This is a genomic window from Acidimicrobiales bacterium, assembly GCA_035512495.1.
Taxonomy (GTDB): domain Bacteria; phylum Actinomycetota; class Acidimicrobiia; order Acidimicrobiales; family CADCSY01; genus DATKDW01.
In genome coordinates this window covers 25542-38626 of the sequence record DATKDW010000040.1, presented here as the reverse complement: position 1 = coordinate 38626, position 13085 = coordinate 25542, and the positions used below count along the sequence as shown (strand labels likewise).

Below are 13085 nucleotides of genomic sequence, written 5' to 3'. Positions count from 1 at the left end.
AGGTCTGCGTCCCTCATGCCGATGGTTGAGCGATGGCTGGCAAACGCAAGGGGGCGCCCGGCACCGAGCCGGGCAAGGACATCCGCCGCGAGGCGCGCGTCGTCGGGCTCGGGGACAACGTCCCCACCCTGGACGACGTCGATCGCCGTCGCCTCCAGCTCTGGATCATCATGGCCACGGTCATGGTGTCGGTCACCGCCACCATGGTCGTCCTCTCGATGTGGCAGGAAGGCGACATCGAGACGTTCATCAGCCCCTTCATTGCGCGGGTGGGTGTGCTCGTGATCGTGGCCGGCTTTGCCGCCTACGCGGTGGAGAAGGAGCTGCACCTCCGACGGCTGACGCGGCTGCTCCTCGAGGAGCGGGTCCTTGTCACCGCCCTCTCGAACCGCCTGAGCGAGATGTCGGCCCTGCTCGAGGCCGGCCAGGCCATGAACTCGGTGCTGGAGATCGACGAGGTGCTCAGTCGCATCCTGGACAACGCCCTCGAGCTGCTCGGTGGCACCGCCGGCTCGGTCATGCTCCTCGACGACGGTCGGTTGCGGGCCGTGGCGGTGCGCGGCAACGACCACGCCCACGGCACCAGCGTCGCCATGGGGGAGGGCATCGCCGGACGGGTGGCCGCCACCCGGGAACCCCTGCTGCTCGACGGTGAGCTCGACGAGCGCTGGCGCGGCCGGCACCTCCGGGTTCAGCCGGTCCAGAGCGCCATGTCGATCCCCCTGGTCCACCGCGACACCCTCCTCGGGGTGCTCAACCTCAACGCCGGCTCGGGCCGCCAGTTCAGCGAGTACGACCTCCGTGCCCTCAGCCTCTTCGGCGAGCACGCTGCCGCCGCCATCGGCAACGCCCGCCTCTACGAGGTCACCGCCACGACCGCCAAGAACATGACCCACGAGGCGCTGCACGACCCGCTGACCCGCCTGCCCAACCGCACCCTCTTTGCCGACCGGGTCGCTCACGCCCTGCACCGCCGTCGCAGCCGCGAGACCGAGGTGGCGGTGCTCTTCCTCGACCTCGACGACTTCAAGCGGGTCAACGACAGCTGGGGCCACCAGGTGGGCGACGAGCTCCTCTGCGCCGTCGCCGCCCGGCTCCGGGCGGTCGTCCGCGACGGCGACACCGCCTGCCGGCTCGGTGGCGACGAGTTCGCCATCCTGATCGACGAGGCGAGCGGCCCCGGTGAGGCGCTCGCGACGGCCGACCGCATCATCACCGCCCTCTGCGCCCCGTTTTCCCTCGCCGGTCGGGACGTGGCCGTCCGGGCCAGCATCGGCGTGGCGCTCAGCGAAGAGAACATCCCCGACGCCGCCGAGCTGCTCCGCAACGCCGACGTGGCCATGTACCTCGCCAAGGACGAGGGCAAGGCATGCGCCCGGCTCTACCGGGACGGCATGCACACCTCGGTGCTCGAGCGCCTCGAGCTGGAGTCGGACCTGGGCCGGGCAGTCGAGCAGAACGAGCTGCTCCTCCACTACCAGCCGATGGTTGACCTCGGGTCGGGCCGCATCACTGGCTTCGAGGCGCTGGTGCGGTGGGAGCACCCCACCCTGGGGGTCCTGCCACCCGACCGCTTCGTCCCCCTCGCCGAGCAGTCGGGCCTGATCGTGGCCATCGACCGCTGGGTGCTGCTGGCCGCGTGCACCCAGGGTCGGGCGTGGCAGCTGGCGCACCCGGAGGAGGCGCCGCTGATGGTGGGGGTCAACCTCTCCACCCGCCAGCTCGAGCACGACTCGGTGGTCGACCTCGTGACGCTCGCCCTCGAGGTGTCCGGCCTCGATCCCGCGCACCTGGTGATCGAGATCACCGAGAGCTGGGTGCTCCAGGACACCCAGGCGGGAGCGCGGCGCCTGCTCGGCCTCCACGACCTCGGGGTCCGTCTGGCCATCGACGACTTCGGCACCGGCTACGCCTCGCTGTCGTACCTCAAGCACCTCCCGGTCGACATCATCAAGGTCGACCGCTCCTTCGTGGAGGGCCTCGGCCAGACCCCCGAGGACAACGTGCTCGTGCGGGCGATCATCCGCCTGGGCGAGACCCTCGGCCTCGAGGTCATCGCCGAGGGGGTCGAGCGCCTCGACCAGGTCGAGGCCCTCCGGGGGCTCGGGTGCTCCACCGCCCAGGGCTGGCACTTCTCCCACCCGGTGCCGGTGGACGACTTCTCCGACCTCCTGGTGCAGCAGCGGGCCGGCATCGGCTGCGCCGACATCGCCCGCCAGCGGGCGACGTCGGCGAGCGCCGTCGCCGACTGACGCTGGTCAGCTGTAGAGCGCCTCGATCTCGTCGGCGTACTTGGCGTGGACGCCTCGCCGCTTGAGCTTGGAGGTCGGCGTGAGCTCCTCGGAGTCCGGGAGCCACTCCTCGCCGAGGATGGTGACCTTCTTGACCCGCTCGGCGTTGTTGAAGTCGGCCATGACCTCCTCCACCCCCCGTTCGACCTCGGCCTTGACGTCGGGGTCGTCGGCCAGGTCGGCGAGCGAGGTGCCCTCCTTGCCGTTGGCGGCGGCCCATGCCGTGGCGGCATCGGGGTCGAGCACCACGAGGGCGGAGACGAAGGGCCGCTTGTCGCCGATGGCGCAGGCCTGGCCGATCAGCGGGACCATCTTCAGCGACGCCTCGAGGTTGGCGGGGCTGATGTTCTTGCCGCCGGCGGTGATGATCAGCTCCTTCTTGCGGTCGACGATCTTGACGTAGCCCTCGTCGTCGATCTCGCCGATGTCGCCGGTGTGGAGCCAGCCCTCGCCGTCGAGCGCCTCGGCGGTCTTCTCGTCCTCCTTGAGGTAGCCGGAGAAGACGTTGCCGCCCTTGGCGATGATCTCGCCGTCGTCGGCCAGCTTCACGGTGCAGCCGGGGATGGCGCGCCCGACGGTGCCGGGCTTGATCTTGTACGGGTCCCAGGTGAGGGGGCCGGAGTTCTCGCTCATGCCGTAGATCTCCGACAGCGGCACCCCGATGGTGACGAACCACTCGAGCATCTCGGGCACGATCGGGGCGGCACCGGTGACGGCCACCTCGAGGGCGTCGAGGCCGACGAGCTCGCGCACGGGCTTGAACGCCACCTCGTCGAGGAAGCCGAGGGTGGCCTCCTCGTCCTCGGTGAGCTCGCGCGACTGGGTGGCCTTGGCCAGCGCGAGGGGCTTGGCCGCCTCGACGGCCTCGTTGAACTTCTGGCCCTTCTCGGGGTCGGCGGCGAGGGCGCCGTTGACCCCGGCGTAGACCTTCTCCCACACGCGGGGCACACCGAAGAGGATCTGGGGGCGCACCTGGCCGGCGTAGGCGGCGATCTGGGACGGGTCGGGGCAGGTGGTGACCTCCTCGCCGAAGAGGGCACCGAGGTAGTGGGTCGACATGCGCTCGGCCACGTGGGCCATCGGCAGGTAGGAGATGGAGCGGAAGCCCACGAACTCGCGGTCGACCATGCGGCGGTAGCTCTCGGCCGTCCAGCAGATGTTGTAGTGCGAGAGCATCACGCCCTTGGGCGGGCCGGTGGTGCCGGAGGTGTAGATGATCGTGGCCAGGTCGTCGGGCGTGGCCACCTTGGACGCGGCCTCGAGGTCGCCCGGCTCGTGGTCGAGGATCGACGACCAGGCGACGACGTCGTCGCCTGCGAGGCCGTCGGGGTCCTCGAGGATGGCGATCGTCGCCAAGTCGGGGAGGCCCTCGCGCACCTTGAGGAAGCGCTCGAGGAAGCCGACGTCCTCGACGATGGCCAGGGTGGCCTCGCCGTGGCCCACGAGGTACTCGACCTGCTCGGGAGAGGAGGAGTTGTAGATCGAGTACGGCGTGGCGCCGAGCATGAGGGCGGCCATGTCGGCCACGTGGAACTCGGGGCGGTTGCGCATCATGAGCGCCAACCGGTCGCCGGCGCCCACGCCGAGGGCGCGGAGGCCCTCCATGGCCCGAGCGACCTGGTCGGCGTACTCGCCGAAGGTCATCTCCTGCCAGTCGTCGCCGTCCTTCCAGCGCAGCGCCACCTGGTTCGGGTGCTCGCTGGTGGTCCCGAGGAACAGCGACGAGACCGTCTGCCCCTGGATGGCAGCGTCGATCTCTTCCTTGGTCACCTGGTCGGCCATGGACTCTCCCTCGTACGGTCGGGCGTGGTCCGTACGGTTCTACCAGGCTTCCCCTCGTCGTACCCCGGCCCCGCCGTGCCGCCGAGGAACCTCCGCCTTGACCACTCGGTCGGGCGGCGGGCAGCATGGGATCTTGACCGACCGGTCTAGTTTTCTCTGACCCCGAGGAGTTCCCCCATGGCCACCGCTGTCATCGTCGACGCCGTCCGCACCGCCGGCGGCAAGCGCAACGGCAAGCTCTCGGGCTGGCACCCGTCCGACCTCGCCGGCGAGACCCTGAAGGCCCTCGCCGAGCGCAACGACCTCGACCCCGCCCTCGTCGACGACGTGATCATGGGCTGCGTCATGCAGGTGGGCCACCAGGGCCTCAACATCGGTCGCAACGCCGTCCTCGCCGCCGGTTGGCCCGAGACCGTGCCGGCTACCACCGTCGACCGCCAGTGCGGCTCGTCGCAGCAGTCGGCCCACTTCGCCGCCCAAGGCGTCATCGCCGGCGCCTACGACGTGGTGGTCGCCGCCGGCGTCGAGGTCATGAGCACCACCCCGATGGGGGCGTCGATCACGCCCGGTTCGTTCCCCTTCGGGCCCGCCACCGTGGCTCGCTACGCCGACCAGGGCGGCCTCGTGCCCCAGGGCATCTCGGCCGAGCTCATCGCCGACAAGTGGGGCCTCACCCGTGAGGACCTCGACGCCTTCGGCGCCGAGTCGCAGCGCCGGGCGCTGCAGGCCACCGAGGAAGGTCGCTTCCAGAACGAGATCGTGCCGGTGAAGGGCAAGCTCTGGGACCGCGAGAAGAACGAGGTCGTCGAGCTCGACGAGATGGTCACCCAGGACGAGGGCATCCGCCCCGGCACCACCGCCGAGACCCTCTCCAACCTCAAGCCCGCCTTCAAGCCCGACGGCAAGGTCACGGCCGGCAACTCCAGCCAGATCACCGACGGCGCCTCCGCCACGCTGATCATGAGCGAGGAGAAGGCCAAGGCTCTCGGCCTGACACCCCGGGCCCGCTTCCACAGCTTCGCCCTGGCCGGCACCGACCCGATCATGATGCTCACCGGCCCCATCCCCTCCACCGCCAAGGTGCTCGAGCGGGCCGGCCTCACCGTCGACGACATCGACCTCTTCGAGGTCAACGAGGCGTTCGCGTCGGTCGTCCTCGCCTGGCAGGCCGAGCACAAGACCGACCTCAGCAAGGTCAACGTCAATGGCGGCGCCATCGCCCTCGGCCACCCGCTCGGCTGCTCCGGCACCAAGCTCATGGCCACCCTGCTCAACGAGCTCGAGCGCACCGGTGGCCGCTACGGCCTCCAGACCATGTGCGAGGGGGGCGGTCTCGCCAACGCCACCATCATCGAGCGCCTGGGCTAGCGGGTCGGGCTCGCGGGGCGCGTGCCGCCCCCGCGGGGCCCGTCACCGAGGGCGGACCCCTCCCACCCCCTCCGCAAGCTCCGGCATGGAGGGCGAGCGGAGCGAGCCCGACCAATGGGCAGGTGTCATTGGGGCCGAAGGTCCCTCCCCCTCGGTGCCACCCGCTCGCTCCGACGCCCCGTCCCGACGCTCGAACTTCTGGGCGGGGCTCGCCGCTGGGATGGGGGCCGCTCCGTCGTACAATCGCTCTGTGGGCACCTTGGTCAATGTTGGCGTTGCCCTTTTGGCGGCGGTGGTGATCTGGAAGGTGGGCACGGCCATGTTGGGCTCGTTTGCGCGGCCCGTGCCCGAGCCGCCTCCGCCTGGCGAGCTGCGCAAGGTGCGCTTGCGCTACCGGTGCCCGCAGTGCCACATGGAGATCCGGATCGACCGCGCCGGGGAGGAGCTGCCGGAGCCACCGCGGCACTGCATGGACGAGATGGAGCTGGTGGCCCCGCCCATGGAGTGATCCGTCTGGGCGGTGCGCCCGGTCGCCGGCGCGACCGCATCCACCGCCCAGACGTTTCCCACAGCCTGTGGACAACCCTGGGGAGGATCACACGCGTGTAACTAGCCCGCCACCCGTCCGTCATCCGGGCGCCACCTCTCCGTCACGTCGCCTGGGCGGTCGTCCGGTCAGTGGTACTTGGTGGCGGTGATGAAGCCGCCGGTGATCATGACCAGGCCGACGAGCAGGTAGCGGTTGTCGGCGTCGCCGGGCAGCAGCCCGAGGTAGTTGACGATGATCACCAGCGCACCCAGTGCCAGCAGGCCGAACATGAGCACCGGCACCCACGGGGCGCTGACCTTCTCCTCGGGCGGGATCGGTGGCGTGTAGCGGGTGGAGGCCCCGGGGACCTGCCCGCTGGGGGTGTGGACCCGCGCCGCGGGGGCGCCGGTGCGCCCCCCGGGCTTGGTCCCCTTGGGGGTCACCCGGCCGGAGCCGGTGCGGGAGGTGCGCCGGGAGGACGCCTTGCGTTCAGCCATGGCCGGAAGGGTAGTGCGGCGGGTGCGGGCCGACCGGCCGCCCCGGGGGCGGGGAACCCGGCGGGGCGGGAGGTCCGCCGGCAGTAGCCTCGGCGGCGATGAGCGCCCGCGTCCTCGTCGTCGACACCGACGACTCGTTCGTCTACAACCTCGTCCAGTACCTGGGCGAGCTCGGAGCCGAGCCGCTGGTCCACCGCCACGACGACCTCGATCTCGCGGGCGTCGACGCATTGGCGCCCGACGCCGTGCTGATCTCGCCCGGTCCCGGACGTCCCGACGACGCCGGCCTCTCCAACGACGTGATCCGCCACCTCGCCGGGGAGGTGCCCATCCTGGGTGTCTGCCTCGGCCACCAGTGCATCGGCCAGGTCTACGGCGGCAAGGTGGTGCGGGCGCCCGACGTCATGCACGGCAAGACCTCGCAGATCCGCCACTCGGGCACCGGCGTCTTCGCCGGGCTGCCCGACCCGCTGGAGGCCACCCGGTACCACTCCCTGGTCGTCGACCGCGACAGCGTGCCGGACGAGCTGGAGATCACCGCCGAGGCCGACGACGGCGTGGTCATGGGGCTGCGCCACCGGGTGCTCGACGTCGAGGGCGTGCAGTTCCACCCCGAGTCGATCCTGACCGTCGGTGGTCACGACCTGCTGCGCACCTGGCTGGACCGCATCGCGTCCTAACGGCCGAGGCGGGCCGGCACGGCCCGACGGGACTACGGCGCGTCGCCCTCCGGGGCGGTGGTGGTGGTCTCTGCCGCCGTGGTCGTGGTCGTCTCGGCGATGGTTGTGGTGATCAGCGCGGTGGTCGTGGTCGTCGTGGTCTCCTCTGGCCCGCGGGAGACGACGACGGTGACGTTGGAGCCCCGCGCCAGGTCGCGACCGGCGGGAGGGTCGGTGGCGATGACCTCGCCTTCGGGGGCGCTGTTGAAGCGCTCGACCACCTGGGGCCGGAACCCGCGGTCGAGGAGGATGTTCACGGCATCGGTCTGGGAGCGCCCGACCACGTTGGGCACCGGCACCAGCTCGGGCCCGGAGGAGACGTCGAGGCGCACCATGGTGCCCGCCGGGACCTCCTCGCCGGGCAGGATGCTCTGGCGGAGGACCTCGCCCTCCGGGCGGTCGTCGCTCGGCACGGGGACGATGTCGGCTTCGAGGCCGACACCCTCGAGCTTCAGGCGGGCGTCGTCGACGGGTTCGCCCACCACGCTCGGGACCGCAACGGGTGGCTGGCCCGAGCTGACGAAGATCTCGACCTCGGAGCCCTCCGCCAACCGGACGCCGGCGCCGGGATCCTGGCGGAAGACCAGGCCCTCGGCCACGTCCTCGTTGGCCTCCGCCCGGGGCACGGGGACGAAGCCGGCATCGCGCAGGATGCGCTCGGCATCCTCCTGCGACTTCGTCACGACGTCGGGCACGTCGACCTGGGCGGTGGTGTCACCACCGAAGCCGAGGTTCTGGGCGAAGAGGAAGAGCAGGAAGGCGAGCAGGGCCAGCAGTGCGAGGAGCAGGATGATGAACGCCGGGCTGCGCTGCGGCCGCGGGCCCTCCTCGTAGAAGTCGTCGTCGAGCACGGCGCCGGCCGCGTAGGTCTCCTCGTGCCGGGGGACGGCCCGGGTGGCGCCCACCGCTGCCGTGGCGGCGCCCGCCCCCACCGCCGTGGTGGCGTCGGGCGGGGCCATCAGGGGTTCGGCGACCACGGGGCGTCCCTCGCGGAATCGACGGAGGTCGAGGCGCAGGTCCTCGGCGGAGGGGTACCGGTTCTGGGTGTTCTTGGCCATGGACTTGGCCACGACGGCGGCGAGGGGGGCCGGCACGTCGGGGTTGCGGTCGCGCAGCGGCTCGGCCGACTCCTGGACGTGCTTGTACGCCACCGCCACCGGGCTGTCGCCGCTGAAGGGCGGCCGGCCACTGAGCATCTCGTAGAGCACCACCCCCAGGGAGTACACGTCCGAGCGCGGGTCGACGCTCTCGCCGCGGGCCTGCTCGGGGGAGAAGTAGGTGGCGGTGCCCATCACGGTGCCGGTCTGGGTGAGGTTCTCGCCCGCCGAGACGGCGCGGGCGATGCCGAAGTCGGTGACCTTGACCTGCCCGGTGGTGGAGATGAGGACGTTGCCGGGCTTGACGTCGCGGTGGACCACGCCGTTGCGATGGGCGAAGCCGAGGGCGGCGGCGATGTCGGCGGCCACGTCGGCGGCTCGGTCAGGGTGGAGCGCCCCTTCGTCGCGGATGATCTGCGCCAGGCTCCGGCCCTCGACGTACTCCATGACGATGAAGTAGGTGTTGTCCTCTTCGCCCCAGTCGTAGACGGAGACGATGTTCGGATGGCTCAGGTTGGCGGCCGACTGGGCCTCGCGGCGGAAGCGCTGGACGAAGGAGGGGTCGGTGGCGAACTCGGGGAAGAGGACCTTGAGGGCGACTGGGCGGTCGAGCAGGGAGTCCCGAGCGAGGAAGACGTCGGCCATCCCGCCCCGGGCGATCTTGCGGTGGAGCTCGTAGCGCCCGTTGAAGACCTGTTGCCCCTGATCTGACATATCCGGGGCAGCCTAGGCGTCGTGCCGGGAGGGCCCGAGGCACGGGGCAGCGGAAGGCCGCTCAGCCGGTGACGGCCAGGGCTGCCTCGAGCACGGCGCGGGCGATCGGTGCCGCCACCCGCCCCCCGGTCTGCTCGCTGGCGCCGGGCTGGCCCTCGACGATCACCGCCACCGCCACCCGGGGGGCGTCGGCGGGGGCGAAGCCGATGATCCAGGCATGGGAGGCGGGTGGATCGGACCCCAGCTGGGCGGTGCCGGTCTTGCCGGCGGTGGGGACACCAGGGATGCGCAGCCCCCCAGCGGTGCCGTCCTCGACGACGGCCACCATGGCGTCGCGCAGCAGGGCGGCGTCCTCGGTCGACAGCGCCCGGCGCCACTCCCGGGGCTGGAAGCGCCGGAGGACGTCGCCCTCCGAGTCGCGGATCTCGGCCATGACGTGCGGCTCCATGATCGACCCGCCGTTCGCCACGGCGGCGGCGACGAGCGCCATCTGGAGCGGGGTCGAGCGCACGGCGTTCTGGCCGATGGCGGTCTGGGCCACCACGGGGGTGTCCTTGTCGAAGTCCTCTCCGCCGATCCGGGAGCGGGCCACGCTCGGCAGGTCGATCGGGGGGGTGTCGTTGAAGCCGAACGCCTCGGCGCCGGAGACGAGGGCGCCACCGCCGATCTCGACGCCGAGTCGGGCGAAGGCGGTGTTGCACGAGACCCGCATGATGTCGACGAGGGTGCCCCCGCAGGTGCTGCCGCCGAAGTTGCGCACCGGGCGGGTCGTCAGGGGCGGGGTGAACTCCGACTCGGCCGGGAACTCCGGCTCGTCGAGCGAGAGCTGCCCTCCTGCCAGGCCCGTGGCGGCGGTGACGACCTTGAAGGTGGAGCCCGGGAAGAACGTCTCCCGGTAGCTGCGCGGGAGGAGAGGGTTGGCGGGCTCCTCGAGCGCGGCGCGTCGTGTCTCACGGGCCGCCGAGAGGTCGACCTGCGAGAGGGGCCCGGGGTCGTAGCTCGGGAAGCTCCACAGGGCCAGGATCGAGCCGTTGCGCGGGTCGATGGCCACGACCGAGCCGCGACGCTCGCCGAGCTGGTCCCGTGCCGCCTGCTGGACGATGGGCGGGATGGTGAGGGTCACGTCCGCGGTGCGCTCGGGGTCGAGGAGGAGGTCGAGGACGCCGCGGACCGTCGTGGCCGCCTCGCGACCGGCCAGGGCGTCGTTGTAGGTGCGCTCCACCCCGTCGGAGCCGGTGGCGAAGGAGAAGTAGCCGGTGATCTGGCCGAAGAGGTCACCGGTGGGGTACTCCCGCTGGCGGCCGATGCGCCCGTCCACCGGCACCGACCGGGCCAGCACGGAACCGTCGGCGGCGAGGATCTGGCCGCGGGGCCGGCTGTAGTCGCGCACCACCGCCCGGTTGTTGTTGGGGTGGTCGTTGTACTCGTCGGCTCGCAGCACCTGGACGATGTTGAGCTGGACGAACAGAGCGGCGTAGAGCACCAGCAAGCCGATGCCGAGCCGGCGGATCTGGCGGTTCACCGCGTCACCGTGGTGGCGTCGGAGATGCGCATGAGCAGCGCCAGCAGCACGTAGTTGGCGACCAGGGAGGAGCCGCCGTAGGAGACGAACGGCAGGGTGATGCCGGTGAGGGGCACCAGGCGGATGACCCCGCCGATGATGATGAAGCTCTGCAGCCCGAGGATCCCGGTGAGCCCGGCGGCCAGCAGCTTGTCGAAGGGGGTGTCGGCGCGCATGGCGATGCGCAGGCCTGCCCCGACCATGAGGAGGAAGGCGGCCAGGACGGCGGTGGCGCCGAGCAGGCCGAGCTCCTCGCCGATGGCGGCGAAGATGAAGTCGGTGGTGACCGCCGGGATGCGGTCGGGGTTGCCGAGGCCCGGCCCGGTGCCGGCGATGCCACCCCAGGCGAGGGCGAAGGTGGCCTGCACGACCTGGAAGCCCTGCCCGGAGATGTCGGTCCAGGGGTCGATCCAGATGCCGGTGCGGACCCGCACGTGGGCGAAGAGGTGCCAGGCCACGAAGGCGCCCATCGAGAACAGCGCGGCGCTCACCGCCATGTACGAGGCCCGCTCGGTGGCGATCCAGAGCATGACGACGAAGAGCGAGAAGAACAGCAGCGACGAGCCGAGGTCGCGCTGGGCGGTCATCACCAGCAGCGAGGCACCCCACGCCAGGAGCACGGGCCCGAAGTGCTTGAGGTCGGGCAGCATCAGGGGGCCGAACCGGTGGGTGGCCATGCTGAGCAGCTCGCGCTTCTCCACCAGGTACGAGGCGAAGAAGATCGCCAGGATGATCTTGGCGAACTCCCCGGGTTGGAAGCTGATCGGGCCGATGCCGACCCAGATGCGGGCGCCCTGGACGGTTCGGCCGATGCCAGGGACCAGCGGCAGCAGGAGCAACACGATGCCGACGAGCATGAACGTGTAGCGGTAGCGCTCGAGGTCGCGCGTGCGCCGGACCACCACCAGGGTCCCCACGTAGGCGCCGATGCCCACGGCGACCCAGGTCGCCTGGAGGGCCGCGAGGTCCTCGTTGAGGCGGGCGATGAACACGTAGCCGATGCCGTTGAGGAGGCCGGCGAGGGGGAGGAGCATCCCGTCGGCGGCGGGAGCCAGGCGGCGTGTGACGACGTGGGCGACGCCGAGGAGGCCGAGCACCACCACGAGGAAGGGCACGATGTCGACCGGGATCGAGGCGGTGGAGCCGAGCGAGGCGAGGACGTAGAGGCTGGAGGTGATGAGGGCGCCGAGGAGGATGAGGCCGAGCTCGGTGTTGCGGCGCACGGTCCGCATCACGGGGCGGCCCCGGTGGTCGTGGTGGCCTCGGTCGTCGTCGTCGTCGTGGTCGTGGTGGAGGTGGTGGTGGTGGTGATCGAGCGAGCCTGGTCCTCGAGGTTGTCGACGTAGCGGCGGGCGGCGGCGAGCGACGGCTGCTCCTTGCCGGCCTCGAGCTCGTGGCGGCGGGCGGGGGGCACGTCGTCGGCCGGGAAGCCGGTGGGCTCGACCACCGTCGGCTGGATCCACAGCACGCCTCCCGGGCGGCCCTGGAGGATCACGACCTCGTCGTCCACGATGCGCACGTGGTAGGTGCTCCGCGCGAACCACGCCACTGACCCGACCGCACCTGCCACCACGGCCACCACGGCCAGCAGGAAAAGCGCCGAGCGCCAGGTGAACCGCGACGGAGCGTCGCCGCCGGTTGCGTCGGTGGCCGTGGTGGGCACGGCGCCGCCGTCGCTTCCCTGGAGGTTGGCGAGGTCGGCTGCGGCCATCGCGGTGCCCCCTCGGCGCCGGACGGTGGGCGAGTCGGCGGTGCCCCCCGCCACCGCGGCGGATGCCGCCTCGGCCCTGCCGCCGTCGTCGACGACATCGACGACGACCACGGTCACGTTGTCGCGCCCGCCGGCCTCCACCGCCAATCGCACCAGCTCGCGGGCGGCCTCTCCGGGGTCGGCGAGTCGGCGCAGCACGGCCGCGGTGAGGTCGTCGTCGAGCTCCCCGGTGAGCCCGTCGGAGCAGAGGAGGTAGCGGTCACCGCGGTGGGGGGTGATCTCCCAGGAGTCGACCTCGATGTCGTCCTCGTTGCCGAGGACCCGGGTGACGATGTTCTTCTGCGGGTGGATGCGGGCCTCGTCGGGGGAGAGGCGCCCCTGGCGGACCATCTCCTCCACCAGGCTGTGGTCCTCGGTGACCTGGAGGAGCTCTCCGCCCTGGAGCAGGTAGACGCGCGAGTCGCCCACGTTGGCGACCACGATGCGCTCGTCGCCGTTCTCGTCGTCGTCGCCGTCAGGACCCACCAGGGCGATGGCGCACAGGGTGGTGCCCATGCCCCGCAGCTCGGGGTCGTCCTCGGCCCGGTCGATCACGGCCCGGTTGGCCAGGCGGATGCCCTCCACCAACCCGTCGTGGGTGGGGGCGGCGCCGGCCCGAAGCGCCTCCAACGCCACCTTGCTGGCGACCTCGCCCCCGGCGTGGCCGCCCATCCCGTCGGCCACCGCGAAGATCGGGTCGGCCTCGAGCGAGGAGTCCTGGTTGATGGTTCGGACCCGGCCGGTTTCGGAGGCCGAGCCCCACCGCAGCGTGGTCAT

General features: G+C 71.5%; 10 protein-coding genes. 4 read left to right on the top strand and 6 right to left on the bottom strand.

The window, feature by feature from the left end; genetic code table 11:
- Positions 1–32 precede the first annotated feature (32 nt).
- Positions 33–2252 (top strand): EAL domain-containing protein, encoded by a 2220-nt coding sequence (locus VMN58_05250; protein HUF32599.1) that lies wholly within the window; start codon positions 33–35, stop codon positions 2250–2252.
- A gap of 6 nt (positions 2253–2258) precedes the next feature.
- Here VMN58_05250 and VMN58_05245 read toward each other — a convergent pair whose 3' ends face one another.
- Complete coding sequence (locus VMN58_05245; GenBank protein ID HUF32598.1) at positions 2259–4073, bottom strand: AMP-dependent synthetase/ligase; 1815 nt, start codon at positions 4071–4073, stop codon at positions 2259–2261.
- A 177-nt stretch (positions 4074–4250) separates the two neighbouring features.
- Here VMN58_05245 and VMN58_05240 point away from each other — a divergent pair, with 177 nt between their 5' ends.
- Positions 4251–5441, top strand: a complete 1191-nt coding sequence (locus VMN58_05240) for a thiolase family protein (protein ID HUF32597.1) — start codon at positions 4251–4253, stop codon at positions 5439–5441.
- Between the two features lie 250 nt (positions 5442–5691).
- On the top strand, positions 5692–5949 hold the full coding sequence (locus VMN58_05235; protein ID HUF32596.1) for a hypothetical protein: 258 nt from the start codon (positions 5692–5694) through the stop codon (positions 5947–5949).
- A 167-nt stretch (positions 5950–6116) separates the two neighbouring features.
- Here VMN58_05235 and VMN58_05230 read toward each other — a convergent pair whose 3' ends face one another.
- Positions 6117–6467 carry a cell division protein CrgA gene (locus VMN58_05230; GenBank protein HUF32595.1) on the bottom strand — a complete coding sequence of 117 codons (351 nt, stop codon included), beginning with the start codon at positions 6465–6467 and terminating at the stop codon, positions 6117–6119.
- Between the two features lie 98 nt (positions 6468–6565).
- On the opposite strand from VMN58_05230, the gene VMN58_05225 reads away from it, so the two are divergent.
- The gene (locus VMN58_05225) at positions 6566–7147 is read left to right on the top strand and encodes an aminodeoxychorismate/anthranilate synthase component II (protein ID HUF32594.1); all 582 of its coding nucleotides are present in this window, start codon (positions 6566–6568) and stop codon (positions 7145–7147) included.
- 32 nt (positions 7148–7179) lie between these two features.
- On the opposite strand, the gene pknB is transcribed toward VMN58_05225, so the two are convergent.
- The 4 genes from pknB to VMN58_05205 all read right to left on the bottom strand — a co-directional run bounded on the left by pknB (position 7180) and on the right by VMN58_05205 (position 13085).
- The gene (pknB, locus tag VMN58_05220) at positions 7180–8997 is read right to left on the bottom strand and encodes a Stk1 family PASTA domain-containing Ser/Thr kinase (GenBank protein ID HUF32593.1); all 1818 of its coding nucleotides are present in this window, start codon (positions 8995–8997) and stop codon (positions 7180–7182) included.
- A 61-nt stretch (positions 8998–9058) separates the two neighbouring features.
- Entirely contained in the window at positions 9059–10519 is a 1461-nt protein-coding gene (locus VMN58_05215) for a penicillin-binding protein 2 (protein ID HUF32592.1), read from the bottom strand.
- Positions 10516–11781 carry an FtsW/RodA/SpoVE family cell cycle protein gene (locus VMN58_05210; GenBank protein HUF32591.1) on the bottom strand — a complete coding sequence of 422 codons (1266 nt, stop codon included), beginning with the start codon at positions 11779–11781 and terminating at the stop codon, positions 10516–10518. Before VMN58_05210 ends, VMN58_05215 begins: the two co-directional genes overlap by 4 nt.
- An 8-nt stretch (positions 11782–11789) precedes the next feature.
- On the bottom strand, positions 11790–13085 hold the full coding sequence (locus tag VMN58_05205) for a PP2C family serine/threonine-protein phosphatase (GenBank protein ID HUF32590.1): 1296 nt from the start codon (positions 13083–13085) through the stop codon (positions 11790–11792).